Source organism: Streptomyces sp. NPDC060031, from assembly GCF_042736805.1.
Lineage (GTDB): Bacteria > Actinomycetota > Actinomycetes > Streptomycetales > Streptomycetaceae > Streptomyces.
Genome location: NZ_JBHWVM010000005.1, coordinates 70,677 through 96,793 on the forward strand (window position 1 = coordinate 70,677; position 26,117 = coordinate 96,793).

Below are 26,117 nucleotides of genomic sequence, written 5' to 3' on the forward strand. Positions count from 1 at the left end.
CTACCCTGGATGCCGTGACTATTCGCCTGTACGACACCAGCGCCCGGCAGATCCGCGATTTCGTCCCGCTCACGCCGGGCTGTGTCTCGATCTACCTCTGTGGCGCCACCGTGCAGGCCGCCCCGCACATCGGGCACGTCCGCTCGTACCTGAACTTCGACATCCTCCGTCGCTGGTTCACCTACCGCGGCCAGGACGTCACCTTCATCCGCAACGTCACCGACATCGACGACAAGATCATCAAGAAGGGCGCCGAACAGGGCCGCCCCTGGTGGTCCATCGGCTACGACAACGAGCGCGCCTTCAACGAGGGCTACGACGCGCTGGGCTGCCTCCCGCCCACGTACGAGCCCCGCGCCACCGGCCACGTCCCCGAGATGATCGAGATGATGCGCGTCCTCATCGAGCGCGGCCACGCGTACGAGGCCGACGGCAGCGTCTACTTCGACGTGCGCTCGTACCCCGGCTACCTGGCCCTGTCGAACCAGGACATCGACGACCTGCGCCAGCCCTCCGAGGAAGGCATCACCGGCAAGCGCGACCCCCGCGACTTCGCCATGTGGAAGGCCTCCAAGCCCGGCGAGCCCGACTGGGAGACCCCCTGGGGCCGCGGCCGCCCCGGCTGGCACCTGGAGTGCTCCGCCATGGCCCACAAGTACCTCGGCAGCGCCTTCGACATCCACGGCGGCGGGCTCGACCTGATCTTCCCGCACCACGAGAACGAGATCGTCCAGGCCAAGGCCTTCGGGGACGACTTCGCGAACTACTGGATGCACAACGCCTGGGTCACCATGTCCGGCGAGAAGATGTCCAAGTCGCTCGGCAACTCCGTCCTCGTCTCCGAGATGGTCAAGCAGTGGCGCCCCATCGTCCTGCGCTACTACCTCGGCACCCCGCACTACCGCTCGATGATCGAGTACAGCGAGGAGTCGCTGCGCGAGGCCGAGTCCGCCTTCGCGCGCATCGAGGGCTTCGTCCAGCGCGTCATCGAGAAGGCCGGCAAGACCGTCGAGGCCGCCACCGAGGTCCCGCCCGCCTTCGCCGAGGCCATGGACGACGACCTGGGCGTCCCGCAGGCGCTCGCCATCGTCCACACCACCGTCCGCCAGGGCAACAGCGCGCTCGCCGCCGACGACAAGGAAGCGGCCATCGCCCGCCTGTCCGAGGTACGGGCCATGCTGGGTGTCCTCGGCCTCGACCCCCTCGACCCCCACTGGGCCGGCGAGGCCGACCGCGGCGAGGACCTCCACGGCGCCGTCGACACCCTCGTACGCCTCGTCCTGGAACAGCGCGAGTCCGCCAGGGCCCGCAAGGACTGGGCGACCGCCGACGCCATCCGCGACCAGCTCCAGCAGTCGGGCCTGGTCATCGAGGACAGCCCCACGGGACCCCGCTGGACGCTCGGCCCGCGCTGAGCCCACCGGAGCAGTCCCACCGGAGCAGTCCCGCTGTGCCGCCCGGCGCTCCGGGCGGCACACTCTTCATACGTACATATCGCAGGATCAACGAAAACAGGTATAGGTCATGGCCGGGAACAGCCAGCGCAAGAACCGTCGCACGTCCAACAAGAAGGGCGCGACGGTCGGCAGCGGTGGCCAGCGGCGCAAGGGCCTGGAAGGCAAGGGCCCCACGCCCAAGGCGGAGGACCGCAAGAAGCACAAGGCGAACCGCATCAGCAACGCCATGGCCCGCCAGGCCGCCAAGCGCCGCCCGGCCCCCCGCCGCGGTGGCGCCAAGGGCACCAGCGAGATGGTCGTCGGCCGCAACCCGGTCTTCGAGGCGCTGCGCGACGGCGTACCGGCCACCACCCTGTACGTCCAGCAGTTCATCGACAACGACGAGCGCGTCCGCGAAGCCCTCCAGCTCGCTGCCGAGCGCGGCAACATCAACCTGATGGAAGCCCCGCGCCCCGAGCTCGACCGCATGACCAACGGGCTCAACCACCAGGGCATGGTCCTCCAGGTCCCGCCCTACGAGTACGCGCACCCGGACGACCTCACCGCCGCCGCGTACGACAACGGCGAGGACCCGCTCATCGTCGCCCTCGACGGCGTCACCGACCCGCGCAACCTCGGCGCGATCATCCGCTCCGTCTCCGCCTTCGGCGGCCACGGCGTGGTCATCCCCGAGCGCCGTGCCGCCGGCATGACGGCCGGAGCCTGGAAGTCCTCGGCCGGCACCGCCGCCCGTACCCCGGTCTCCCGCGTCACCAACCTGACCCGCGCCATCCAGGAGTACAAGAAGGCGGGCATGACCATCGTCGGCCTCGCCGCCGAGGGCCAGCACACCGTCAACGACCTGCCGGCGCTCGCCGGGCCGGTCGTCATCGTCGTCGGCTCCGAGGGCAAGGGCCTCGGCCGCCTCGTCGGCGAGAACTGCGACTACCTCGTCCGCATCCCGATGCCGGGCGGCGCCGAGTCGCTGAACGCCGGTGTCGCCGCGGGCGTCGTCCTCTACGAGGCGGCCCGCCGCCGCGCCGAGACCCCGCGCACCTGAGACCCGCAGCCCCGGCCCGGTCGCCGGCGGACCGCCCCCTGAGGGCCCCGCCGACGGCCGGGCTCCGGGCCGCCGGACGTGAGACCGCGCCAGCCCCTCAGCCAGCCAGGCCCGCCAGCCGGGCCCGCAGCAGCGCCGCCATCGTGAACGCGTCCGTGATCCGGCCGTCCGCCACCATCGTCTCCGCCTCCGCGAACGGCACCGTCAGCGCACTGCGGATGCCCTCGCCCCCGGCCAGCACACCCACCTTGTCGATCCGCGCGGCGAACAGCCGCACCCGGTCGCCCAGCACACCCGTGTCCGGATGCAGCACGCCCAGCGGGATCAGCTCCAGGACCCCCGCCCCGATCTCCTCGTCCAGCTCCTTGGCCGCATTCGCCTCGTCCGTCACACCGCCGGTGCCGAAGCCGCGCGGCAGCTCCCAGTGCCAGGAGCGGGTGGCGTGCCGGAAGTGCTCGATCAGCACCACCTCGTCGCCCAGCAGCGGCAGCACCACGCACCCCGGCTCGGCCGTCGGCCCGATCGACCTGATGTACGTGCCCTCGCGGCCGTCCGGGAACCGCACCGGGTCGCGCACCAGCATCACGTACGGGTCCTGGTAGAGCACCCCGCCCGCCGCCGCGACCGCCGCCGGGTCGCTGAGGATCTCGATCCCGCCCGGCTCGTTGCGAAACAACTCCGGCCGCTGCGCGCGCAGCAGCTCGTAGCGCTCCACTCCACTCGTCCCGCCCATGTTCTCCCCGTGTCGTTTGAGGTACGCCGCCCGCCCGCCCGCCCGCCCGCCCGCCCGCGGTGCGGCGCGCTACGCGGCCGCCTGCTGGTCGGCCGAAGGCCTGCGGCCCGTGTCGCCGCTCGGCGCCACCTGGTCGCCGTATACCCGAAGGATGGTCTGCCAGTCCTTCTTCAGGTTGTTCAGCCGCAGCGACGGCAGGGTCACGCTGTGCCCGAGGCCGCCGCGCAGCCCGAGCCCCTTGCGGCCCTTGTCGCGGAACTGAAGGCGTACGGTCAGCGCCCCGGCGGCCGCCGTCAGCAACTGGAGGGACCCGGCCAGCAGCGACATGTCCTCACCCGCGGCCACCTGGAGCGCGATCCCCGACGACTCCAGGATCAGCACCGTGCTGATCTCCCGGGTGAACCCGCCGTGCGAGGCGCTCGTCTTGCGCGCCGTTTGCAGCATCCGCGCGTGGAAGCGCGCCACGTCACGGGTGTGCTGGGCGAACTCCTCCGGCGACGGCAGCCGGCCGTCCCGGAACCCGCCGTGCACGAACGCCTGCAAGGCGTTGATGTAGGACCGCCACTCCTCTTGGCCTCGCAGTCGCACGATGTCGGCCAGCGACAGCCCCGCGTACGAGTTCGGCCCGTCCACCGCCCGGTGCAGGTCGTCCGCGAACACGCCCCGCAGCAGCCGGCCGATCATCTCGGGGTCGTCGCCCGCCGGCCGGGACTCCGCCCGCAGCTCCTGGAGCGTCGAGCGCGGCGGCGAGTCCGGCGGCGTCAGCGAGACCAGCCCGCTCGCCTTCGGCACCCCCAGGCTGTACAGCAGGTCGATCAACTGCTTCGCGGGCACGATGTGATCGCCCTCGCGCAGCAGGTTCTCGTACGGCTGCGTGCCCGGCCGGGTCAGGAACCGCTCGTAGACCGCACTGCGCGTGATGTCCCGGTCGTTGTCCTGCTCACCGGCCCAGAAGTACAGCTCCTTGAGGATGCCCTCGCGCATCGCCTGGGCCCGCTCCAGCGCGATGCCCAGGTTCTCGGCGAGCACCGGCGCGGGCAGCCGCCGCAATCCGGACAACTCCCGCGAGAAGTAGTTGCCCACCTGCCCCGCGTGCGCGCGGTTCGCCTCGTCGTCCCAGTCGAAGCGGACCAGTCCCGGATCCGACTCCTCCGTCACCATCCGCTGCCAGGCCGCCGCCACCGACCGGTTGTGCCCCCACTGGAAATCGGCCGCGGCCTCCCGCTCCGTGTACAGGTACGGCACCAGCGCCCGACGATTGAGCAGCTGGCCGAAGGCCGCGCGCTCGGCCTGGTCCGCCGATGGCAGGTAATTCGAGTACAGCGCTTCGTTGTTGAGCAGGAAGGCCCGGTTGACCACCAGCGTCCCGCTGTTGGCGAGCGAGCGCCGCAGCTCCGCCGCGCCGGCCGCCACGGCCTCGGCCGAAGGTCCGGCGGGCGCGCTCGCGTGCTGCCGCGTCGCGGCCAGATCAGCCGGCAGCCACTGGTTGTCGAGCGCCTGTGCCATCACGGGATAGTCCGTGAGATCCGCGAAGACGAGCTGGTTGCGTGCGTTGTCGGTCATCTGTGGTGCCCCCCTCAGACATCAACTGGCTTGATTCTCACATCCGCTGCGGATAAACCTCCCGAACAACCTGTCCCCTGGCAGGAGATGGCTGGATCTTGACGGGTCTCGGACACATCCCTGATGTCAAGGCAGTGTCCTAAACACCCGTCACTCGGTTAGATGAGTGTGGACACCAGAACGCCAGGGTTCGACGACCAGCCCGCGCTGAGCATGGTCAAGGTGCCGTGCGACCCCGCACAGGTCATCGTCAACCACGCCAGCTTCCGCGTGCGGCTCGCACCGAGCCCGAGCGCGCGTCCCAAGCCCGCAGGCGCCCCCGCGCGCGTGCCCGCCCTCGGCGGAGCACTCGTGGGAGCCGCCGCCGGAACCCGCCGCCGCCGCCCCGTCGTCTGGAGCGGCAAGTCCGCCCCCGGCGACGCCGCGGCGACGGGCGGCCTGCTCCAAGCCGTACGGGACAACGGCCGAGGCCACGACGAGTTCGACGGCGGCGCCACCCAGGTCATCCCGCGCATCGACCTCGCGCACGACCTCGCCGACGACACCCTCGCCACGCCGACCGTCATCGGCCAGCGCACCTACCGCGACCCCGACGAGACCCGCCCCCTCGCCGCCGTGAGAGACCACCGGTACGAATTCCCGTACGCCGGCGGCGACGACGGACCCGGAACGGAACCCCGGCGCACCGCCAACGACACCCGCGGCCAAGCCTCGTACTACCCCGGCCGCCGCATGAACCTCGGCGTCGTACTGCTCCCGCTGCGCGTCTTCCTCGGCTTCATCTCCATCTACGCCGGCATGGGCAAACTCTGCGACCCCGTCTACTTCGACGGCGGCGAACGCGGCTCCATGGTCACCTGGCTGCGCACCCTCCACCCCTGGGCACTCGCCGAACCCCTGCGCGACTTCGCCCTCGCCCACCCCGTCGGAGCCGGCCTCACCGTCGCCTTCCTCCAGGTCGTCGTCGGCGTCCTGACCGTCCTCGGCCTCTGGCAGCGCTTCGCCGCCTGCTTCGGCGCCCTGCTCTCCGCCGCCCTGCTCATGACCGTGAGCTGGAAGACCGTCCCCGCCTACGACGCCCCCGACATCATCTACCTCGCCGCCTGGAGCCCGCTGATCATCGCCGGCGCCCCCGTCTACTCCCTCGACGGACGCCTCGCCGGCGAAGCCTGGCGCACCCTCGGCCCCCGTTCCGAGATCTGGCGACTGCGCCGACGCGTCCTGCGCCGCGGAGCCGTCATGGCCACCGTCGTCTGCGGACTCACCCTGCTCATCGGCTCCCTGCTCGGCGGCGCCGTCCGCTCCACCACCGTCGTCACCGTCCCCGGGCCCGGCCAGGACCCCAGCAACTACCTGCCCGGACGGCCCCTGCCGCCCACGCCCGTCCAGCAGAAGCCCTCGCAGGCCCCCGCCTCCAAGCCCGCCACCCAGCCCTCCGCCGAAGCCTCCGCACCCACCGCGGCGAAGGCCACCGGCAAGGCCACGAGCGGCTCGACCGCCCGCGAGACCGCCACAACCGGCGCCGGGTCGCCCACCGCCACCCGCGGTACCAGCGGCGGCCAGAGCCCCCGCAGCACCCCCCGCCAGTCCACCCCGCAGCAGCCGCCGGCCTCCTCGTCCAGCAGCAGCGGCGGCGGCGCCCCGACGAAGAAGCCCGGCCTCGTGGGAGGCCTCCTCGGCTGACGGACCCGCCAGACACCAGGGCCCGGCGCGCGACAAGCGTGCCGGGCCCTCTCGCGTACCGACATCGCCGCACAAGCCCTCAGGAGGCCCTGTGCGCCCCCAACTCCCGCGCCGCCTCCGCCAGATCCTTCGCCGTGTCGATCGCCCGCCAGTAAGCCCCCTGGGGCAGCGGAAAGCCCGCCAGTCGCCGCTCACGCGCCAACCGGGGAAAGGTCGTACGCTCGTGATCCCCCAAATCCGGCAACAGCGCCGCGAATTCGCTGCCGAAGACATACACGCCGGCATTGATCAGATAGGGCGACGGCGGCGCCTCGATGAAATCCAGCACGTGCCCGAACCCGTCGGTCTCCACCACCCCCCACGGAAGCCGCGGCCGGGCCAGCGCCAACGTCGCCACCGCACCCCGCTCCACATGGAACCCGGCCATCTCGCGCAGCGAGAACCGCGTCCACACGTCACCGTTCGTCGCGAACCACGACCGCTCCGGATGCGGCAGATGCCGCGCCGCGTACTTCAGCCCACCGCCACGCCCCAGCGGCTCCTCCTCCACCACCGTCGTCACGCGCAGCGGCAACGGCGCCCGCGCCAGCCACTCCTGGAGCACCTCCGCGAGATGCCCGCACGACACCACCGCATCGGTCACCCCCTCCGCGGCCAGCCACGCCAACTGGTGCCCGATGATCGGCGTCCCCGTACCCGGGATCTCGACCATCGGCTTCGGACGGTCGTCCGTATACGGCCGCAGCCGCGAACCCTGGCCACCCGCCAGGACGACTGCCTGGGTCGGAGAGGACGGGAACGCGGCTGCGGGAGAGACGGATCGGGACACGGCAGGCGGGGCGGATGCGGCAGATGCGGAAGGCGCGGGGCCGACGTCGGTCATGCCGGCCAGCGTAGGGACGCGGCGGGTCAGCCCATGGAGGCGACACCGGACGCGTACGAGGTGTCGCACACGGGACGCGCGAACGACTGGGCCTTCGTCGGCCCGTACGCGTCGACCGCGGCCCGCCCCAGCGCCCGTGCGATGCCCACACAGTGCTCGGCGAGCGACGGCCGCCGGTCCACCTCCTGCTGGAGGTGGGTGAGGACGTCACCCGGCTGCTCACCCTGCTGGAGCTCGCTGAGCAGCTTGTCGCGCAACACGTCCTGCGCGGCACGCGGCTTCGCGGGGACGGACACGTCCTCGGCGGAGGCGGTCAGGATCTGGGAAGGGGAATTGTCCGCCCAGGGGACCATGGTGACCGCGAGGGTCCCGGACAGGACCAGGACGACGGGCAGGACCAGGGCGAGGGAACGGCCGATACGGCGGGCAGTGTGGGTCACGAGGGCGAGAGTAGCGCTCGGTGAAGAATTGGCGACATTTAGTCACCCGGTCGGGGGATGGTTCGACGTGGCTTTTCGAATTAAGGGTTGACGCGAGGGGCTGAATGGCCCGATCTGCGTAACTCGCGCCGAAGGGGCGCCCCTTGGCGGGAGCGCCCCTCCGGTGCGGCCGGGGATCAGTTGGAGAGACGGGCCCCGGAGGAGGTCGAGAACACGTGGATCTCATCGACGCGCGGCACCACGCGGAGGGTCGAGCCCTTCTCCGGCACCTGACGGCCGCCCACCCGCACCACGATGTCCTGCGAACCCTCGGCCGCGGACGTGGAGCCGTAGACGTACCCGTCGGCGCCCAGCTCCTCGACGACGTTCACGGTGATCGTCAGACCGCCCGTGTCGCCGATGTCGAAGTGCTCGGGCCGCACGCCCACCGTCACCGTACGGTCGCCCGCGTCGGCGGCCGCCGACAGCGCCTCGCGCGACACCGGGACCACGCTGTCGCCGAACTTCACGCCGCCGTCGGTGATCGGGACCTCGACCAGGTTCATGGCCGGGGAACCGATGAAGCCGGCGACGAAGAGGTTCGCGGGACGGTCGTACATGTTGCGCGGGGTGTCCACCTGCTGCAGCAGGCCGTCCTTGAGCACGGCCACCCGGTCGCCCATGGTCATGGCCTCGACCTGGTCGTGCGTGACGTACACGGTGGTGATGCCGAGGTCGCGCTGGAGCGCGGCGATCTGGGTGCGCGTCGACACGCGGAGCTTCGCGTCCAGGTTCGACAGCGGCTCGTCCATCAGGAACACCTGCGGCTTGCGCACGATCGCGCGACCCATGGCCACACGCTGACGCTGACCACCGGAGAGCGCCTTGGGCTTGCGGTCGAGGTACTGGGTCAGGTCGAGCATCTTCGCCGCGTCCTCCACCTTCTTGCGAATGGTGGCCTTGTCCTCACCGGCGATCTTGAGCGCGAAGCCCATGTTGTCGGCGACGGACATGTGCGGGTACAGCGCGTAGTTCTGGAACACCATCGCGATGTCCCGGTCCTTGGGCGGCAGGTGCGTGACGTCGCGGTCACCGATGCGGATGGCGCCGCCGTTGACGTCCTCCAGGCCGGCCAGCATGCGCAGCGAGGTGGACTTGCCGCAGCCGGAGGGCCCGACGAGGACGAGGAACTCGCCGTCCTCGATCTCGAGCTCGAGCTGGTCGACGGCGGGCTTGTCGCCGCCGGGGTACAGCCGGGTCGCCTTGTCGAAAGTGACAGAAGCCATGGTGATGAATCCCTTCTACCGGCAGGAACGTGCCGGACGATCCGAGTGGAAGGTCTAGTCCAGTCAACTGGACTCCGCCCGACGCTACCCGCCGCACGGGCATCTGTCAGCCCCCGTGAGTGGTTGTGGGCCGGCTTTAACGTGATGGTTCGGGGAATCCGGTGCTGTGTAGAGTGATGGCGGCTCCACGCGCGGCGGGTTTGCGGGTGGTGTTGTGCCTCCTTAGCTCAGTCCGGCCAGAGCAACGCACTTGTAATGCGTAGGTCGTCGGTTCGAATCCGACAGGGGGCTCCATCCCAGGTCAGAGGCTTGTTGATCAGGGGAATTAGTACAGAAGCGGAAGGCTCCGGGTGATCACCGGAGCCTTCCGCTTTGTTGTCAGTGGCGGCCCGAGATGCGGTCCGCCAGGCGGGCCAGCGGGGTTGTCGTCGGGGTGTGGGTGGCGGCTTCGCGGCGGTCGGCCTCGCGGTAGGCGGCGTACAGGGCCTGGACGCCGAGCCAGCGGAAGGGTTCCGGCTCCCAGCGGCGGACGCGGTGGTTGACCCAGGGGAGGGTCGTCAGGTCCGTGGAGTCCCCGAGGACCAGGTCGCGCAGGGTGCGGGCGGCGAGGTTGGCGGTGGCGACGCCCGAGCCGACGTAGCCGCCGGCCCAGCCGAGGCCCGTGGTGCGGTCCAGGGTGACCGTGGCGCACCAGTCGCGGGGGACGCCGAGGACGCCGGACCAGGCGTGGGTGATCTCCGTACCGGTGAGGGCCGGGAAGAACGAGGTCAGGAGGTTGGTGAGGGCCTCGATCGTGGCGGGCTGGGTGCGGCCGTCGTTGTCGGTGCGCGAGCCGTAGCGGTACGGGACCCCGCGGCCGCCGATCGCGATGCGGTCGTCGGCGGTGCGCTGGGCGTACATGTAGGCGTGGGCCATGTCGCCGAGGGTGGCGGCGTCCGACCAGTTGAGCTCGGACCAGGTCGACCGCGGGAGCGGGGCCGTCACGATCATGGACGAGTTCATGGGGAGCCAGGAGCGCTTCTGGCCCTTGAGGGCGGCGGTGAAGCCTTCGGTGCAGCGCAGGACGTGGGGTGCGCGGACGGTGCCGTACGGGGTGATGGCGCGGCGGGGGGCGATCTCGGTGACGGGTGTGGATTCGTGGATGACCACGCCGAGGCGTTCGCAGGCGGCTGCCAGGCCCTTGACGAGTTTGAGGGGGTGGATGCGGGCGCCGTGCGGGGTCCAGCTGGAGCCGAGGGCGTCGGCGATGTTGATGTGGGTGCGGGTGGTGGGGGCGTCGTAGAGCTCGCGGTCGCTCTCGCCGAAGGCGAGTTCTGCGGCGTGGAAGGCCTTGAGGCGGGTGAGCTGGGCGGGGGTGCGGGCGACTTCGAGGACTCCGCCGCGGTGGATGTCGGCGTCGATTCCTTCTGCGGCCGTCACGTCGATGACTTCGGTGACGGTGTCGTTCATGGCCTGCTGGAGGCGCTGGGCGGCTTGGTGGCCGTGGAGCCGGGCGTAGCGGTCGCGGCCGGCGATGCCGTTGTAGAGCCAGCCGCCGTTGCGTCCGGAGGCTCCGTAGCCGCAGAACTTCTGCTCGAGGAGGGTGACGCGGAGGTCGGGTGCGGCGCGCTTGAGGTAGTAGGCGGTCCACAGGCCGGTGTAGCCGCCGCCGACGATGACGACGTCCGCGGTGGTGTCGCCGGTGAGGGGGGCGCGGGGTGGCTGGTCGGCGGTCTTGTCCGTCGCGTACCAGAAGGAAATGCCGCCGTTGATCGTCATGGGGGAGTTGCTACACCCGGTTTTGGAGGGGTGTCCAGGGACGTGGTGTCGGGTTTCGGGGTGGGAAGGGGGGCCGAATGGTTGATGTGGGCGGGGTGGTCTGGTCCTTAAGGTGGGGCGGGGTATTTTGTTCTGTTTTGGGTGAGAGGTGCGGTAATGGTGCGCATACGTTGGGCAGGGCGCGCGGTCGCGGCGGTGGCGGCGGCAGGGCTGTTGGGCGGGGCGGTCGTCGGTTGTGGGGCGGGCGGGGACGCGAAGGGGGCCGCTGACGGCGAAGCGACCGGCGTGGTGCGGATCAGTCCGATCGCCGGTCAGCTGGCGAAGCTGCCGGCGCGGGTGGACGGGCCGAAGGTCGTGGTGGGGCGGGTGGATGCGCCGCACACGGCGCAGGTGTTGGTGGATCCGCGGTGTGGCGCCTGCGGGAAGTTCGAGGAGTCGGGTGGCGAGGTGCTGCTGAGGCTCGCGGGGGAGGGGCGGGTGAAGGTGGAGTACCTGCTGGCTTCGTTCCTGGATCAGGGCGGGGCGAGCGGGTCGGTGAAGGCGGTGAACGCGTTGCGGGCGTCGGTGGACGCGGGGAAGTTCGCGGAGTACAACGCGGCGGTGTTCGCGAGTCAGCCGCGGGGGCGGTTCACGGACGAGTACTTGCTGAAGATCGCGGACGAGGTGCCGGGGCTGCGGGGTGAGGCCTTTGACAAGGCGGTGCGGGAGGGGACGCACAAGGGGTGGGTCGCGGAGGCGGAGAAGGGTTTCGAGGCGACGGGGGCGCAGGGGACGCCGTTGGTGCTGGTGGACGGGGAGCCGGTGGGGGCGAAGGACGGCTCGATGTTCGATTCGGGGACGTTCGCGGCGACGCTGAAGGGTGTGGGGGTGGGCGCGGCGGCCTGAGCCGCGGTTGCGGGTGGGGCCGGGAGGGGGGTCGTACGCTCGGGCCGTGATCGACAGCGTGGATGTTCCGGACGGGTTGGTACGGACGCAGATGGCGTACGGGGGCGCTGCCGGGCGGGAGTTCATCGCGGCGTTGCCGGGGCGGGCGGCGGAGTTCCTGGAGCGGTGGGGGCTGCGGCGGACGGGGCCGGGGATGCACGGGGCGACGGCTCTGGTGTTGCCGGTGGTGCGGGGTGACGGGGTGGCGGCGGCGCTGAAGCTGCCGTTGTCGGACGAGGAGAACGCGGGGGAGGCGCTCGCACTGCGGGCGTGGGCCGGCGAGGGCTGCGTGCGGCTGCTGGAGCATGACGGCGCGACCGGGGTGTTGTTGCTGGAGCGGCTCGACGAGGGGCGGCCGTTGTCGGGGTTGGCGGCGCGGGACTCGCGGGCGGCGGTGCGGGTGGTGGGGGAGTTGTCGGCGCGGCTGACGGCGGTGCGGGCGCCGGTGGGGCTGCGGACGCTGGGGGATGTGGCGGCGGGAATGCTGGCGGGGGTGGCGGGGGCGCTTCCGCGGGTGGGGGACGGGCGGGAGCGGGGGTTGGTGGCGGATTGTGCGGCGGCGGTGGCGGAGGTGGCGGGGGAGCCGGGGGACCGGTTGCTGCACTGGGATCTGCATTTCGACAACGTGCTGGCGGGCGGCCGTGAGGCGTGGCTGGCGATCGATCCGAAGCCGCTGGCGGGGGATCCCGGGTTCGAGCTGTTGCCGGCGTTGGTGAACAACTTCGTGGTGGACGAGGTGCGGTGGCGGTTCGATCTGCTGACGGAGGTGTTGGGGGCGGATCGGGAGCGGGCGCGGGCGTGGACGCTCGGGCGGGTGTTGCAGAACTGTCTGTGGGACGTGGAGGACGGGGAGTCGCGGATGGGGGCGGAGCAGATGGCGGTGGCGGCCGTCTTGCTGGGCGGGGGCCGGTCTTAGTCTGCGGGCATGATCCGTAGCGCTGTCGTCGAGGACGTTCCCGTCATCCAGGCCATGATCCGCGAGCTCGCGGAGTACGAGAAGGTGCCGCATGAGGCGCGGGCCACGCAGGAGCAGTTGCGGGAGGCGCTGTTCGGGGAGCGGCCGGCGGCGTTCGCGCACATCGCGGAGTCGGATGCGGGGGAGGTCGTCGGGTTCTCGGTGTGGTTCCTGAGTTTCTCGACGTGGCGGGGGGTGCACGGCATCTATCTGGAGGACCTGTACGTGCGGCCGGGTGCGCGCGGGGGTGGCTACGGGAGGGCGCTGCTCGGGGAGTTGGCGCGGATCTGCGGGGAGCGGGGGTACGGGCGGCTGGAGTGGTCGGTACTGAAGTGGAACGCGCCGACGATCGAGTTCTACGAGGCGTTGGGGGCGCGGGCGCAGGACGAGTGGTCGGTGTACCGGCTGACGGACGGGGCGTTGAGGGTGGTCGGGGGCGCGTAGCGGGGTGTCGGCGGTCAGGGTTCGAGGATGACTTTGCCGGTGGTGGCGCGGGTTTCCAGGTCGTGGTGGGCGGTGGCGGCTCGGGCGAGGGGGTAGCGCTGGAGGGCGGGGCGCAGGCGGCCGGCGGCGGCTTCGGCGAGGGCGCGGGTTTCGAGGACGCGCAGGGGGTCGGGGGCGCCGACGCGGTGGAGCATGGCGGGGCCGAGGACGTTGTGGGTGGTGATGGCGCGGGCGGTGAGGTCGGCGCGGTCGGTGTCGGTGAGGGGGATGGGGCCGGCGGCCCAGCCGAAGACGAGGTGGTGGGCGCCGGGGGCGAGCAGGTGCAGGGCGGTGCGGGCGGTGGGGCCGCCGATGGAGTCGAAGAGGTGGGTGGCGCCGTGGGGGTGTGCGGTGCGGAGGGCTTCGGGCCAGTCGGGGCGGGTGTAGTCGAGGGCGAGGTCGGCGCCGTTGGCGGTGGCGAGGGCGGTTTTGGCGGGGCCGCCGGCGAGGGCGATGACGGTGGCTCCGGCGTTCTTGGCGTACTGGACGAGGAGGGTGCCGATGCCTCCGGCGGCTGCGGGGACGAGGACGACGGAGTCGGGGCCGAGGTCGGCGAACTGGAGGATTCCGAGGGTGGTGCGGCCGGTGCCGATCATGGCGACGGCCTGGGCGGGGTCGAGGCCGTCGGGTATGGGGTGCAGGCGGTCGGCGTCTGCGACGGCGTACTCGGCGTAGCCGCCGGGCGCGAAGCCGAGGTGGGTGACGACGCGGCGGCCGAGCCAGGCGGGGTCGGTGGCGGGGCCGAGGGCGTCGACGGTGCCGGCGACTTCGCGGCCGGGGATGGTGGGGAGCGGGGGCAGGGCGGGGGCGGGGCCCTGGATGCCTTGGCGCAGGGTGGTGTCGAGGAGGTGGACGCCGGCGGCGGCGACGGCGATGCGGACCTGGCCGGGGGCTGGGACGGGGGTGTCGGTGGTTTCGTGGCGGAGGTTGTCGGCGGGGCCGAAGGTGTGGAGGCGGATGGCGCGCATGGTGCCGGGGGCAGGGGTGGCGGGGGTGGCGGGGGTGGCGGGGGTGGCGGGGGTGTCTGGGGTGTCTGGGGTGTTCATGCGGCCAGGGTGTGACCGCAAGGGTGGTTGAGGTCAAGGGATTGTCGGTGCCGTGGGTCACGATGGGGGAATGGTGCGAAATGGGCGGCAACAGACGGTGAAGGCGGCTCGGCGGCCGGAGGTGCGGCTGCCTGAGCTGGCGGTGTGGGGCGAGGGCCGGCTGGAGCCGGACGGCGACTACGACGGGGTGGAGTTCGCGGATCTGGATCTGGCGGGGCAGGAGGGGGTCGGGGCCCGGTTCATGGACTGTGCGGTACGGCGGTGCGCGCTGGACGAGGCGGGGCTGGCGAAGGCGCGGTTCCTGGATTCGGTACTGGAGGGTGTGCGGGGAGTCGGGACGGATCTGTCGGGGGCTTCGCTGCGGGACGTGGAGCTGGTGGAGGCCCGGCTGGGCGGGGTGCAGCTGCACGGGGCGGTGCTGGAGCGGGTGCTCGTACGCGGGGGCAAGATCGATTACCTGAACCTGCGGATGGCGCGGCTCAAGGACGTGGTCTTCGACGGGTGCGTGCTGGTGGAGCCGGACTTCGGGGGTGCGGTGCTGGAGCGGGTGGAGTTCCGTGGCTGTGCGCTGCGGGAGGCCGATTTCTCCGGGGCGCGGATGACGGACGTGGATCTGCGGGGCGCGGCGGAGCTGGGTATCGCGCGGGGGGTGGAGGCGCTGGCCGGGGCGGTGATCAGCCCCGGGCAGCTGTTCGACCTGGCTCCGGCGCTGGCGGCGCAGTTGGGGGTGCGGGTGATCGCGTAGCGGCGCGCGCGGGCCCGCCGCCGGCCCCGGGCCGTCAATCGACGGCGGGGGCGGTCGCGGGGGCGGTCGCTGGGGCGGTCGCGTGCGCGGACGCGTGGGCTACGCCGGGACTCGGGGGAAGCGGGACTGGAGGGTCCAGATGACCGGGTTGTCGGCGAGGCCGTCGTGCATGTCCACGAGGTCGGCGATGAGGTCGTGGAGGAAGTCGCGGGCTTCGCGGCGCAGCAGGCGGTGGCTGAAGGTCAGCGGGTCCTCCTCCGGCGGCATCCAGTCGGCCTCGACGTCGACCCAGCCGAAGCGGCGCTCGAAGAGCATGCGGTCGGTGGACTCGGTGAAGTCGAGCTCGGCGTACTGGCGGTTGGCGGAGCGGCTGCCGCGGGGGTCCTGGTCGAGCTGTTCGACGATGTCGCACAGCGCCCAGGCGAAGTCCAGTACGGGCACCCATCCCCAGGCTGTGGACACTTCCCGGTCCTTGTCGGTGTCGGCGAGGTAGACGTCCCCGCAGAACAGGTCGTGGCGCAGCGCGTGGACGTCCGCGGAGCGGTAGTCGGTCTGCGGGGGGTCGGGGAAGCGCCGGGAGAGGGAGTAGCCGATGTCGAGCACGTACCCGATGGTGTCACGGGTACGTGCGGGCGGGTGCGCCCCCACCCCTGGACGGGTGGGGGCGCCGGGGGTCAGCGGACGTTGACGGCGGTCCAGGCGGCGGCGACGCGGCTGATCTGGACGGAGGTGGGGCCGTAGAGGTCGCCGGCGGCCTGGAGGGTGGCGCGGCGGGCGGCGGAGTAGTTGGTGTTGGAGGTCATGTAGAGGGTCAGTGCCCGGTACCAGATGCGGGTGGCCTCGTCGCGGCCGATGCCGAGCAGCTTGGAGCCGTCGTAGGTGGGGGAGTCGTAGGAGACGCCGTTGATGACCTTGGAGCCGCTGCCTTCGGCGAGGAGGTAGAAGAAGTGCCGGGCGGGGCCGGAGGCGTAGTGCGCGTCGAGGGTGCCGATGTCGCGGGACCAGTAGTCGCGGGAGTGGCCGTCGAGGCTGGGCCGGTCCATGGTGCGCAGCGGGCCGCCGGCGAAGACCGCTTCGCCGATGTGGTAATCGCCGACGTCGGTGGTGTTCTCGGCGGAGAACTCGATGGCGGCGCCGAGGATGTCGGAGGTGCCCTCGTTGAGGCCGCCGGATTCACCGCTGAGGATGAGGTTGGCGGTATTGGCGGTCACGCCGTGGGTGAGTTCGTGGCCGACTATGTCGAGCGAGGCGAGGGTCTGGCCGGTGGTGGGGTCGTCGCCGTAGTTGGCGCAGCCGCAGGTGCCGTCCCAGAAGGCGTTGGGGTAGTTGTTGCCGTAGTGGACGCGGGAGGTGACGCCGACGCCGTCGTTGCGGATGCCGTTGCGGCCGAGGACGCCCTTGTAGTAGTCCCAGGTCACGGCGGTGGCGTAGTGGGCGTCGACGCCGGCTGACTGACGGTTGGAGGGGGTGCCGTTGCCCCAGGTGTCGTCGGGGTCGGTGAAGAGGGTGCCGCCGCCGGGCTGGTTCTTGGCGTCGAGTGTGCGCTGGTTGCCGCGGGTGGTGTCGCGGAGCTGGTAGAGGCTGCCGGTGAAGTAGGTGGTGAGCGGGACGGTGCCGGCGTGCTGGCTGTGGCCGGTGCCGGCGGCGATGGCGTCGTACGCGGCGAGGGTGGCGCCGGTGCGGGCGTCGGTGACGGTGTGGAGTTCGCTGGGGGTGCCGTCGGGGTGGGTGGTGCGGGTGGTGGTCTCCCGGGCGAGGGTGGGGGTGGGCGCGGCCCAGATGACCTGGCGGCCCGGGCCCTTCGTCGTCGCCCCGCCGGTGGGGAGGGTGAGCGTGATCGGGGTGTCGTTGCCGGTGGTGGTGCGGGTGCCGTCGGGGCGCTGGTGGACGACGATGTCACCGCCGAGGACGGGCAGGCCGGCGTACGTGCGGTCGTAGCGGGTGTGGGTGGTGCCGTCGGGGTCGGTGACGGTGCTGCGGGCCACGAGGCGGGTCTGTGCGGTGGGTGCGGGGGCGGCGGTGGCTGCGGTGGCTGCGTTCGCCGTGACCGCGGTGGCGGTGAGGGCGGCTGCGGTGCCGAGGAGGACGGCGAGGCGGATGGGGTGGGTCACGCGGGCTCCTTCGCGGTGGCCGGGGTGGCCGGGGTGGCGGCGCGAGTGAGCGTGGCACCGGGGGGTGCGGGTTTGGCAGGTCTACGACACGAACCCGCCGGGGGTTGTCCGAAGAACGGCCCCCGGCTGGCCGGATTCCCGGGGTTGCCGCTGCGCGGAGCCGGCTCCCCGGCCGCGCCCGGGAGCCGGACGGATTCCGGCGGGGCCGCGCGCGGGCCGCGTCAAGACGGCAGCAGGCGTTGTTCCTTGGCCACCGCGACGGCGCCCGCGCGGGTGTCCACGCCGAGCTTGTCGTAGATGCGGCCCAGGTGGGTCTTGACCGTGGCTTCGCTGATGAACAGGGCGCGGGCGATGTCGCGGTTGCCCAGGCCCCGGGCCAGTTGGCCGAGGATGTCGAGTTCGCGGTCCGTCAGGGTCGGGCGGGCGCCGCGCATGTGGGCCATCACGCGGCTGGCCACGGGCGGGGAGAGGGTGGTGCGGCCCGCCGCCGCGGAGTGGATCGCGGTGAAGAGTTCCTCGGGGCGTTCCGCCTTCAGCAGGTAGCCGGTCGCGCCCGCGCCGATCGCCCGGGTGATGTCGGCGTCCGTGTCGTAGGTGGTCAGGACCAGCACGTGCGGGGGTTCGGGCAGGGCCGTGATGCGGCGCGTCGCCTCGACCCCGTCGATGCCCGCGCCGAGCTGGAGGTCCATCAGGACCACGTCGGGGCGGAGTTTGGCGGCCAGGGCGACCGCCTCTTCGCCGCTGCCGGCCTCGCCGAGGACCTCGATGTCCGGTTCGCTGCCGAGCAGCGCCAGCAGGCCGGCGCGCACCACGACGTGGTCGTCGCAGAGGAGGATCGTGGTCATCCTGTGGGCTCCAGGGGGATGGAGGCGGAGAGGACGGTGCCCTCGCCCGGGGTGGATTCGATCGTCAGGGTGCCGCCGAGCCCGCGCACGCGGGCGCGCATCGCCGGGAGGCCGTGACCGCGGTCTCCCGGGGTGGCCCCGGGCTCCCGGAAGCCGCGGCCGTCGTCCGCGATGTCCAGCACCACCTGGTCGCCCAGGTAGCTGAGGGTGAGGGCCGCGGTCCGGGCGCCCGAGTGCTCCCGTACGTTGGCCAGCGCGCCCTGGGCGATGCGCAGCAGGGCGGATTGCGCGCGCTCCGGGAGCGGGGCCGGGGCGCCCTCCAGGTGGAAGCGGACCTCGACGTCCGGGCCGGCGTCGAGCGCGCGCAGGGCGTCGGCGAGGCGGGCGCCGCCCTCCAGTTCCCGCGGTGCCAGGTCGTGGACGAGCCGGCGGGCCTCGGCCAGGCCGCGGGCGGCGATGCCGGTGGCGGTGCGGACGTGCGCGCGGGCCGTGCCGGGGTCGGTGTCCCAGGTGCGGTCGGCGGCCTGGAGCAGCATCTGCTGGCTGGACAGGTGTTGGGCGAGGGTGTCGTGGATCTCCATGGACAGGCGCTGGCGTTCGGCGAGGGTGCCTTCGCGGCGTTCGGTGGCGGCCAGCTCCCGGCGGGTGCGGATCAGGTCGTCGATCAGGGTCCGCTGGGCCTGGGCCTGGCGTTCCATGTGGACGAAGACGGCCGTGGCGAGCGCGGCGACCGCGGGCGGGGCCACGAGGAGGTTCGGGTCGAAGGCCTTCGACAGTTTGAGCTGGGCGGCCACCACGAACACCGTGAGCAGTGCGACCAGGACGATCGCCGCGCGCGGGGGCAGGGTCCGCAGGGCCGTGTAGAAGAGCGGTACGGCGCACCAGGCGAAGCTGGGCGCGAGGACGACCAGCACGACCCAGGTGGCGACGACCAGGCCGAGCCACAGGAGCCGGCGCAGGGTGGGCGCGGCGCCGAGCGCGGGGCCCAGGACGTACAGCAGGGCCAGGGTGATGCTGAGGGCGATGATCCACGGGGTGCGGGGCTCGCCGGGGTGGCGGAGCAGGAAGCGGGCCACGGAGGAGCCCAGGAGCAGGAAGAACGCCGTGTGCATGACCGCCGCCAGCACGCGGGTGTCTGGTTTGCGCGCGGGGGGCTGGTGGCTCACCGGGGGCTCCTGGGGGTGGGGCGTGCGTCCATTGTCGCCTGCGGCACTGGTGCCGCGGGGCCTGCGCCGCGGCCGTGACCAGCCAATACCCCCGTGGAGCGGCCCCGCATCGACCGATCGGTTGACGCCGGGGTCAACCGGTGAGGTGGCCGTCGCGAGCCGGTACGGGGACGGGTGGGCGGGGGCCGCGGCCACAGGCTTGGAGCAGAGCAGAGCAGAGCAGAGCAGAGCAGAGCAGAGCAGGACAGGACAGGACAGGAAACGAGCCGACGCCCTCGGTCGAGTCCTCAGCCCACGCACTCAGGAGCAGCAGACATGCAGACCCGCACCCGCGTTCTCACCGGTACCGCCCTCGCCGTCGCGCTCGGCGCCGGGACCTTCGGCGCCGTCAGCGCCGCCGCCGCGCCGGCGAGCGCCGGGCGGGCCGCGTCCGCGCAGCAGGCCGCTCCGGCGAAGAAGGACGGCGACACGAACTTCACCACCTCGACGCACCTGACGGTCGACGCCGCCACCCGCGCCGCGCAGGCCGCGCTGGACGCCGCCGAGAAGGAGAACCAGAAGGTGACGGTCGCGGTCGTGGACCGCAACGGCAACACCATCGTCACCCTGCGCGGCGACGGCGCGGGCCCGCAGTCCTACGAGTCGGCCGAGCGCAAGGCCTTCACGGCCGTGTCCTGGAACGCCCCGACCTCGGTGCTCGTGGGCCGTCTCGCGCAGACCCCGAACCTGAAGGACATCCCCGGCACCCTCTTCCTGGGCGGCGGCACCCCGGTGCAGGCCAAGGGCGCCCCGGTGGCGGGCATCGGCGTGGCCGGCGCCCCGAGCGGCGACCTGGACGAGAAGTACGCCAAGGCCGGTGTCGACGCCCTCGACAAGTAGCCCGGAAGCGGTCGGCAAGCGGTCGGCTTGCGGTCCGCAAGCGGTCGGCAAGTAGTCCGCAAGCAGTCCGGAAGCAGCCCCTCGGGCACCCGGTTTCACCGCCCCCGCAGGCTGCCCGCTTAGGATCGGGCGCGTGGAACACCGCGCTTTCTCCCGCCTCGCCGTCCCCGCCGTTGCCGCCCTGCTCGCCCTCACCACGGCGTGTACGGGCAGCACGGTGCAGGGGCGGCCGGGTGCGTCGGGGCTGCGCGACCCGTACTTCCCCAAGGCCGGCAACGGCGGCTACCAGGTCGAGCACTACGAGCTGGACCTCGACTACGACCCCGACAAGGGGCAGTTGGACGCCACGGCCGTCATCACCGCCCGCGCCGAACAGGGACTCAGCTCCTTCAACCTCGACCTGAGCGGTTTGAAGGTCGAGAGCGTGCGGGTCCAGGGCGCCGGGGCCCGGTTCAACCGGACCGGGAACGAGCTGACGGTGCGTCCGGCCGAGGACCTGGAGAAGGGCGAGGTGTTCCGCACCGAGATCGACTACGCCGGCAAGCCCAAGGCGCTGGTCGATCCGGACGGGTCCGAGGAGGGCTGGATCACCACCGAGGACGGCGCGGTCGCGGTCGGCGAGCCGGTCGGGTCGATGAGCTGGTTCCCCGGCAACCACCACCCGAGCGACAAGGCCACGTACGACATCACGCTCACCGTCCCCAAGGGCTACGAGGCCGTCTCCAACGGCGAGCTGCGCTCCCGCACGGACACCGACGACGGGCGTACGGAGTTCACCTGGCACAGCCCGGAGCCGATGGCGAGCTACCTGGCCACCGCCGCCATCGGGAAGTTCAAGGTGACCACCGGCCGTACGGCGTCGGGCGTGCCCGTCTACAACGCGGTGGCGCCCGAGGAGTCCGAGGCGGCGGCGCCCGTGCTCGCGCGGTTGCCGGAGGCGGTGGAATGGGGCGGCCGCCGCTTCGGCCCGTACCCGTTCTCGACCGTCGGCTCGATCGTGCTCCCGGCCCAGACCCTCGCGTACGACCTGGAGACGCAGACCAAGCCCGCCTACTCGGGCGCGCCCGACGAGGAGACCCTCGTACACGAGCTGGCCCACCAGTGGTTCGGGAACTCGGTGTCGCCCGAGTCCTGGAAGGACATGTGGCTCAACGAGGGCTTCGCGCTCTACGCCGAGTGGCTGTGGTCGGAGGACCACGGCGGCATCACCGCGCAGCGCCGGTCGGAGGCCTTCCTCGCCGGTGACACCTCGGTCGACCCCCATGCCGGCCCCGGCTGGGACGCCTTCCCGCCCGCCGCGCCGCCCGGCCCGGACCACATCTCCGATCCGCCGGTGTACTACCGCGGCGCGATGGTCCTGCAGCGGATCCGCCAGGAGGTGGGCGACGAGAAGTTCTTCGCCCTCGTACGCGGCTGGGCCGCCGACCACCGGTACGGCAACGTGAGCACGGCCGACTTCACCGCCTACGCGCAGGAGAAGACGGGCCACGACCTGGGCAAGATCTGGGACGTGTGGCTCTACGGCGAGGGCCGCCCCAAGTAGGGCGGGGCCCGGGCCCGGGGCCCGTTGGGCTAGAGCGCCTTGCGCAGCACCGTGCAGGCGCGGCCCCTCTCGCGGTCCGCGGCCCGGCGCAGGGCGGTGTATCCCCGGGCCTGCCAGAACGCGAGGCCCTTGGGGTTGTTGTCCAGTACGGCGAGCCGTGCCCCGGTGCGGCCCGCGGCGCGGAAGCGGTCCTCGATCAGGCCGGCCATGGTGCGGCCGTGACCCTCGCGGTGCGCGGTGGCGTCGATGAGCAGCAGGCCGATCCACGGGTCGGGGTCGTCGGACTCCGGGTCGGGGTGGTGGGCCAGGGTGGCGGCGAGGCCGACGAGGCGGCCGGCCGAGCGGGCGAGGAGCACCTCGGCGCCGTCCTGGGCGAGTTCGTCGGCGAGGGCGGCCGCGACCTGTTCGACCGTGATGCGGCCGGGGTCGGGGAAGTCGCCGCTGAGTTCGAAGAACGCGTGGTTGGTCGCGTAGAGCGCGGCGATTTCTGTGAGGACCGGGCCCGGCAGGGCGCCGTCCACGGGGGTGAGCGGTTGGAGAATCACCATCGAACGGTAGCGAAGCCCCTTCCCGGACGGGAGGGGGCTTCGCCTGCGGTGTCGTCAGCCGGTCAGGCCCGGACGCGGGGTCGGGCGTCGGACCGGACGGCGGGCAGGACGCCGGGCCGGACGTCGGCTCAGACGTTGACGCCGAAGTCCTGCGCGATGCCGGTCAGGCCCGAGGCGTAACCCTGGCCGACGGCACGGAACTTCCACTCGGCGCCGTTGCGGTAGAGCTCGCCGAAGACCATGGCGGTCTCGGTCGCCGCGTCCTCGGAGAGGTCGTAGCGGGCGATCTCGGCGCCGCCGGCCTGGTTCACGACGCGGATGTACGCGTTGCGGACCTGGCCGAAGTTCTGGCTGCGGGTCTCGGCGTCGTAGATGGAGACCGGGAAGACGATCTTGTCGACGTCGGCCGGCAGGCCGGCGAGGTTGACGTTGATGGCCTCGTCGTCGCCGGCGCCCTCGCCGGTGCGGTTGTCACCGGTGTGGACGATGGTCTGGTCCGGGGTCGCCTTGTTGTTGAAGAAGACGAAGTGGCTGTCGGAGACGACCTTGCCCATGGCGTTGACCGCGATGGCGGAAGCGTCGAGGTCGAAGTCGACACCGGTCGTCGTGCGGACGTCCCAGCCGAGGCCGACGGTGACGGCCGTGAGGCCCGGGGCCTCCTTGGTGAGCGAGACGTTTCCGCCCTTGGAGAGGCTTACTGCCATGGTGACTGGTGTCCCTTCCTGGTCGCATGACTGCGAGATGTGGCCAAGTTACCGCTGATCCCCATAACGCCGGGAGGGGGCGGTTAGGTTCCGGCGGTGGAAATGCGCGTGACGGCGCCCGCGCGGGGACGGATCATAGGGGGCATGCCTGGTCCCCATGTCATCCGCGGTTCGGTCGTGCTCCCCGAGGGCGAGCTCGCCTGGCGCTTTTCGCGTTCCTCGGGGCCCGGCGGCCAGCACGTCAACACCTCCGACTCGCGCGTGGAGCTGATGTTCGACCTCGGTGCGACGAAGGCGCTGCCTGAGGTGTGGAAGGAGCGCGCGCTGGAGCGGCTCGCTGCGAGGCTGGTGGACGGGGTGGTGACCGTACGGGCCTCCGAGCACCGCTCGCAGCTGCGCAACCGGGAGATGGCGCTGGTCCGGATGGCTTCGCTGCTGGCGGAGGCGACCGCGCCGCCGCCGAAGACGCGCCGGGCGACGAGGATCCCCCGGGGGATCAATGAGCGCCGCCTGCGCGAGAAGAAGGCCCGCGCCGAGACCAAGCGCGGCCGCACCGGCCGGGACTGGTAGACCCGGCCCGGACCGGTGGACCCGGCCCCGATTGGTAGACCCGGCCGGGACCGACAGGCCCGACGGCCCCGGCGGCCGCGGGCTGCCGGGCCGCGCCCTACTTCGCGAGGAGCCGGTAGCGGCCCCGGAAGTACGCCAGCGGCGGGGAGTCCGGGGAGGGCAGCGCGGCGCCGAGCACGCGGCCGATGACCAGGGTGTGGTCGCCCGCCTCGACGCGGTTCTCCGTACGGCACTCCAGGGTGGCGAGGGCGCCGGTCAGCAGCGGGGCGCCGGAGATGAGGCCCCGCTCGTAGGGCAGGTCGGCGAAGAGCAGGCGGTCGCTGATGCGGCCCTTCATCGAGAAGCGGCCCGCGACCTGGAGCTGGTGGTCGGCGAGGACCGAGACCGCCCACAGGGGCTGCTCGGCGAGCAGGTCGTCCATCCGGGAGCCCTCGCGCAGGCTCACCAGGACCAGCGGCGGTTCCAGGGACACCGACAGGAAGGCGGTCGCCGTCATGCCGACGTCCTCGCCCCGCGGCCCGTCGGCCGTCAGCGGTGCCTCGTGCGCGGTGATCAGGCACACGCCCGCCGCCAGCCGGGACATCGCGGCCCGGAATTCGTCGTTGCTCACCCCCTCAGGATGGGGTGTCGGGGTGGGAAGCGTCGTTGCGGGGGTCGTCTTGAGCACACGGAAACGCTAATCTCGGGCGCCTTCGCCGCACATCGGGCCGTGGCCCGAACCGTGTCCCCGCCCCATGACCTAGGCCGAGGCGTATCGTTTGCTCCCGGGAAGGACCGGCCCTGGTGCCCACCTTCGGGCATCTCATGTGACTTGAGTCACAGAGGGCAAGATTTGTTGACCCTGTGTACCTGCGGCACAGCTCACTGTGATTCAGTGGACGGGACACCGCAACGAAACGACGATGACAAACCTGGAGTTGCTGTCGAGGTCTCGGGGAGAGCGAGCAATGGAGACCGAGTCGGAGCCGTACGTCCGTCTTGCGACCCTGCGGCAGCTGCACCGGGTGGTGGCCGAGCTCAATACGGCCCGGAGCCTGGCGGACACTCTGCAGACCGTCGTGGACGGCATCGTCGTGGGCCTCGGCTACGAACTCGCCTGTGTCAACCTCGTACGCCCTGACGGCGATCTCGTCGTCGCCGCCTTCGCCGGCGACCCCGCGGCCGAGGCCCTCATCACCGGCCGCGTCGGCTCCCGGAACTCCTGGGAACGCCGTCTGACGATGGGTGAGAACTGGGACGGCCTGCGCTTCATCCCGCACACCGAGGGCTGGATCCTCATGGAGGACGACGTCCCCCAGTGGCACACGGACGGCCCGGAACCGCGCTTCGAGGACGAGTGGCACCCCGAGGACCGGCTCTATGCCCCCATGTATGCGTCCGGCGGGGAACTTCTGGGTGTCATTTCGGTGGACAGGCCGCGCAACGGCCGCCGCCCCGGCGCCTGGGGGCGCGAGGCACTCCAGATGTACGCCTTCCAGGCGGCGATTGCGATCAGCAATGCCAGACTCCGAGCAAACATGCAGCGGGCCCTCGTCCGGCTGGAGCGCGAGCAGCAGGCGCTGCGGGCGAGCGAGGAGTCGTTCAGGCAGGCCTTCGAGTACGCGCCCAGCGGCATGGCCATCGCCGAGATGGGCGGTGACCAGCACGGCAGGCTGCTGCGCACCAACGACGCGCTGTGCCGGCTGCTGGGCCGGCCCGCCTCCGTCCTGCGCCGGTACTCCTTCTCCGACCTCGTCCACCCCGAGGACATCGGCACCCTGCTGCGCACCTCCGCCGAGGGCGGCCGCGCCGAGCTGCGCCTCGGGCGGCGCGACGGCACGTATGTATGGGTCTCGCTGCGCAACTCCGTCGTCGCGGACGCCGCCGACGGGCCGCGCTTCCTGCTCACGCACGTCGAGGACATCGAGGAGCGCAAGCGCCACGAGCTGCAGCTCGCGCACCGCGCCAGCCACGACTCGCTGACCGGCCTGCCCAACAGCGCCGAGCTGCGCGCCCGGCTCGGGGCGCGGCTGTGCCGCCGCCCGCAGTCCGTGCGGGCCACCGCCGTGGAGGCGCTCGACGCGGCCTACGAGGGCCGCGAGGGCGTGCACGCGGGCGGTCACTCGGCCGGTCACGAGACGGGGGGTGGTGCCGGCGACCACGGCTTTCAACCCGACGGCCCCGACCGCTTCCCCGGGTCCGACCCCTTCGAGCTCCCCGGCGGGCCCGGCGCGCCCGGCGGGAACCTGGGCCCGCTGGTGCCCGGCCCCGGCACGGCGGGGGCGTACGACCACCACGTGCACACGGTGGCCCCCGCGACCGACGTCGACGACGGCACGAAGGGGCTCGCGGTGCTCTTCTGCGACCTCGACGGCTTCAAGTCGATCAACGACCGGTTCGGGCACCACACCGGCGACGCGGTCCTGATCGAGGTGGCCCGGCGGCTGACGACCTGCGTCAGGGACGGTGACACCGTCGCCCGGCTGGGTGGTGACGAGTTCGTCGTGCTCGCCGACGGACTCGGCGCCGCCGACGCCGCCGATCTGGCCGTCCGGCTGCGCAGCGCGATCATCCCGCCCATCCGGGTGGACGGCCGCGCGGTCCGCGTGGGGGCCAGTTTCGGCATCGGCTGGGCCAGCTGCGGCATGTCGGCGGACGAGGTGCTGCGCTCCGCCGACCAGCGGATGTACATCGAGAAAAGGTCCCGTTCCAAAGCACACCGCAGGGCCGGCTGAGGCGATCGGCCGCCCGTGGGCGCACCTGTTCGGGGTAGGCTCCCGTGGGTCGAAAGGAGTGAC

The 26,117-nt window shown here is 72.1% G+C and carries 25 protein-coding genes and 1 tRNA gene; 12 read left to right on the top strand and 14 right to left on the bottom strand.

Annotation, left to right across the window (positions count from 1 at the left end; translation table 11 throughout):
• Positions 1-14: 14 nt before the first annotated feature.
• Together cysS and rlmB are read left to right on the top strand one after the other, a co-directional pair.
• Entirely contained in the window at positions 15-1,415 is a 1,401-nt protein-coding gene (gene cysS, locus ACFWB8_RS03480) for a cysteine--tRNA ligase (protein ID WP_385221854.1), read from the top strand.
• Positions 1,416-1,524: 109 nt separating this feature from the next.
• Complete coding sequence (rlmB, locus tag ACFWB8_RS03485) at positions 1,525-2,496, top strand: 23S rRNA (guanosine(2251)-2'-O)-methyltransferase RlmB (RefSeq protein WP_385221857.1); 972 nt, start codon at positions 1,525-1,527, stop codon at positions 2,494-2,496.
• A gap of 97 nt (positions 2,497-2,593) precedes the next feature.
• On the opposite strand, the gene ACFWB8_RS03490 is transcribed toward rlmB, so the two are convergent.
• Positions 2,594-3,229 carry an NUDIX hydrolase gene (locus ACFWB8_RS03490; RefSeq protein WP_385221859.1) on the bottom strand — a complete coding sequence of 212 codons (636 nt, stop codon included), beginning with the start codon at positions 3,227-3,229 and terminating at the stop codon, positions 2,594-2,596.
• Positions 3,230-3,298: 69 nt separating this feature from the next.
• A complete protein-coding gene (locus ACFWB8_RS03495) occupies positions 3,299-4,792 on the bottom strand; it encodes a hypothetical protein (protein WP_385221862.1) in 1,494 nt (497 codons plus the stop codon).
• Between the two features lie 162 nt (positions 4,793-4,954).
• Here ACFWB8_RS03495 and ACFWB8_RS03500 point away from each other — a divergent pair, with 162 nt between their 5' ends.
• Positions 4,955-6,475, top strand: coding sequence for a DoxX family membrane protein (locus tag ACFWB8_RS03500; RefSeq protein ID WP_385221865.1), 1,521 nt, complete (start codon positions 4,955-4,957; stop codon positions 6,473-6,475).
• Positions 6,476-6,554: 79 nt separating this feature from the next.
• On the opposite strand, the gene ACFWB8_RS03505 is transcribed toward ACFWB8_RS03500, so the two are convergent.
• From ACFWB8_RS03505 to ACFWB8_RS03515, 3 genes are all read right to left on the bottom strand, one after another.
• Entirely contained in the window at positions 6,555-7,358 is an 804-nt protein-coding gene (locus tag ACFWB8_RS03505) for an NDP-sugar synthase (protein WP_385221867.1), read from the bottom strand.
• A gap of 26 nt (positions 7,359-7,384) precedes the next feature.
• Positions 7,385-7,798 (bottom strand): hypothetical protein, encoded by a 414-nt coding sequence (locus ACFWB8_RS03510; RefSeq protein ID WP_385221870.1) that lies wholly within the window; start codon positions 7,796-7,798, stop codon positions 7,385-7,387.
• 176 nt (positions 7,799-7,974) lie between these two features.
• Positions 7,975-9,063, bottom strand: coding sequence for an ABC transporter ATP-binding protein (locus tag ACFWB8_RS03515; protein WP_385221873.1), 1,089 nt, complete (start codon positions 9,061-9,063; stop codon positions 7,975-7,977).
• 216 nt (positions 9,064-9,279) lie between these two features.
• On the opposite strand from ACFWB8_RS03515, the gene ACFWB8_RS03520 reads away from it, so the two are divergent.
• A tRNA-Thr gene (locus tag ACFWB8_RS03520) sits at positions 9,280-9,357 on the top strand.
• An 84-nt stretch (positions 9,358-9,441) separates the two neighbouring features.
• On the opposite strand, the gene ACFWB8_RS03525 is transcribed toward ACFWB8_RS03520, so the two are convergent.
• Positions 9,442-10,821, bottom strand: coding sequence for an NAD(P)/FAD-dependent oxidoreductase (locus ACFWB8_RS03525; RefSeq protein WP_385221876.1), 1,380 nt, complete (start codon positions 10,819-10,821; stop codon positions 9,442-9,444).
• 156 nt (positions 10,822-10,977) lie between these two features.
• Here ACFWB8_RS03525 and ACFWB8_RS03530 point away from each other — a divergent pair, with 156 nt between their 5' ends.
• The 3 genes from ACFWB8_RS03530 to ACFWB8_RS03540 all read left to right on the top strand — a co-directional run bounded on the left by ACFWB8_RS03530 (position 10,978) and on the right by ACFWB8_RS03540 (position 13,144).
• Complete coding sequence (locus tag ACFWB8_RS03530; RefSeq protein ID WP_385221878.1) at positions 10,978-11,706, top strand: DsbA family protein; 729 nt, start codon at positions 10,978-10,980, stop codon at positions 11,704-11,706.
• 91 nt (positions 11,707-11,797) lie between these two features.
• Positions 11,798-12,661, top strand: coding sequence for an aminoglycoside phosphotransferase family protein (locus ACFWB8_RS03535; protein ID WP_385222034.1), 864 nt, complete (start codon positions 11,798-11,800; stop codon positions 12,659-12,661).
• A 9-nt stretch (positions 12,662-12,670) separates the two neighbouring features.
• Positions 12,671-13,144 carry a GNAT family N-acetyltransferase gene (locus ACFWB8_RS03540; protein ID WP_385221881.1) on the top strand — a complete coding sequence of 158 codons (474 nt, stop codon included), beginning with the start codon at positions 12,671-12,673 and terminating at the stop codon, positions 13,142-13,144.
• 14 nt (positions 13,145-13,158) lie between these two features.
• Here the strand turns inward: ACFWB8_RS03540 and ACFWB8_RS03545 are convergent, their stop codons facing one another.
• The gene (locus ACFWB8_RS03545) at positions 13,159-14,151 is read right to left on the bottom strand and encodes a zinc-binding dehydrogenase (protein WP_385222036.1); all 993 of its coding nucleotides are present in this window, start codon (positions 14,149-14,151) and stop codon (positions 13,159-13,161) included.
• Between the two features lie 148 nt (positions 14,152-14,299).
• Here ACFWB8_RS03545 and ACFWB8_RS03550 point away from each other — a divergent pair, with 148 nt between their 5' ends.
• Positions 14,300-14,974, top strand: coding sequence for a pentapeptide repeat-containing protein (locus ACFWB8_RS03550; RefSeq protein ID WP_385221885.1), 675 nt, complete (start codon positions 14,300-14,302; stop codon positions 14,972-14,974).
• Between the two features lie 99 nt (positions 14,975-15,073).
• Here ACFWB8_RS03550 and ACFWB8_RS03555 read toward each other — a convergent pair whose 3' ends face one another.
• The 4 genes from ACFWB8_RS03555 to ACFWB8_RS03570 form a co-directional block, all read right to left on the bottom strand.
• Positions 15,074-15,577 (bottom strand): hypothetical protein, encoded by a 504-nt coding sequence (locus tag ACFWB8_RS03555; protein WP_385221889.1) that lies wholly within the window; start codon positions 15,575-15,577, stop codon positions 15,074-15,076.
• A 71-nt stretch (positions 15,578-15,648) separates the two neighbouring features.
• Positions 15,649-17,085 carry a M4 family metallopeptidase gene (locus tag ACFWB8_RS03560; RefSeq protein WP_385221892.1) on the bottom strand — a complete coding sequence of 479 codons (1,437 nt, stop codon included), beginning with the start codon at positions 17,083-17,085 and terminating at the stop codon, positions 15,649-15,651.
• A gap of 221 nt (positions 17,086-17,306) precedes the next feature.
• Positions 17,307-17,930, bottom strand: coding sequence for a response regulator (locus tag ACFWB8_RS03565; RefSeq protein ID WP_385221895.1), 624 nt, complete (start codon positions 17,928-17,930; stop codon positions 17,307-17,309).
• On the bottom strand, positions 17,927-19,042 hold the full coding sequence (locus ACFWB8_RS03570) for a sensor histidine kinase (RefSeq protein WP_385222039.1): 1,116 nt from the start codon (positions 19,040-19,042) through the stop codon (positions 17,927-17,929). The genes ACFWB8_RS03565 and ACFWB8_RS03570 overlap by 4 nt, the downstream gene beginning before the upstream one ends.
• 369 nt (positions 19,043-19,411) lie before the next feature.
• Here ACFWB8_RS03570 and ACFWB8_RS03575 point away from each other — a divergent pair, with 369 nt between their 5' ends.
• Positions 19,412-19,975, top strand: a complete 564-nt coding sequence (locus ACFWB8_RS03575; RefSeq protein ID WP_385221898.1) for a heme-binding protein — start codon at positions 19,412-19,414, stop codon at positions 19,973-19,975.
• A 133-nt stretch (positions 19,976-20,108) separates the two neighbouring features.
• On the top strand, positions 20,109-21,518 hold the full coding sequence (locus tag ACFWB8_RS03580) for a M1 family metallopeptidase (RefSeq protein WP_385221901.1): 1,410 nt from the start codon (positions 20,109-20,111) through the stop codon (positions 21,516-21,518).
• Between the two features lie 29 nt (positions 21,519-21,547).
• On the opposite strand, the gene ACFWB8_RS03585 is transcribed toward ACFWB8_RS03580, so the two are convergent.
• Together ACFWB8_RS03585 and ACFWB8_RS03590 are read right to left on the bottom strand one after the other, a co-directional pair.
• Positions 21,548-22,066, bottom strand: coding sequence for a GNAT family N-acetyltransferase (locus tag ACFWB8_RS03585; protein ID WP_385221904.1), 519 nt, complete (start codon positions 22,064-22,066; stop codon positions 21,548-21,550).
• Positions 22,067-22,194: 128 nt separating this feature from the next.
• Positions 22,195-22,770, bottom strand: coding sequence for a TerD family protein (locus ACFWB8_RS03590; protein ID WP_365925208.1), 576 nt, complete (start codon positions 22,768-22,770; stop codon positions 22,195-22,197).
• Between the two features lie 144 nt (positions 22,771-22,914).
• Here ACFWB8_RS03590 and arfB point away from each other — a divergent pair, with 144 nt between their 5' ends.
• Positions 22,915-23,340: an alternative ribosome rescue aminoacyl-tRNA hydrolase ArfB gene (arfB, locus tag ACFWB8_RS03595; RefSeq protein ID WP_385221908.1), complete on the top strand. Its 426-nt coding sequence runs from the start codon at positions 22,915-22,917 to the stop codon at positions 23,338-23,340.
• 97 nt (positions 23,341-23,437) lie between these two features.
• On the opposite strand, the gene ACFWB8_RS03600 is transcribed toward arfB, so the two are convergent.
• Positions 23,438-24,007, bottom strand: a complete 570-nt coding sequence (locus ACFWB8_RS03600; protein ID WP_385221911.1) for a flavin reductase family protein — start codon at positions 24,005-24,007, stop codon at positions 23,438-23,440.
• 280 nt (positions 24,008-24,287) lie between these two features.
• On the opposite strand from ACFWB8_RS03600, the gene cdgB reads away from it, so the two are divergent.
• Entirely contained in the window at positions 24,288-26,054 is a 1,767-nt protein-coding gene (gene cdgB, locus ACFWB8_RS03605) for a diguanylate cyclase CdgB (RefSeq protein WP_385221914.1), read from the top strand.
• Positions 26,055-26,117: the final 63 nt, after the last annotated feature.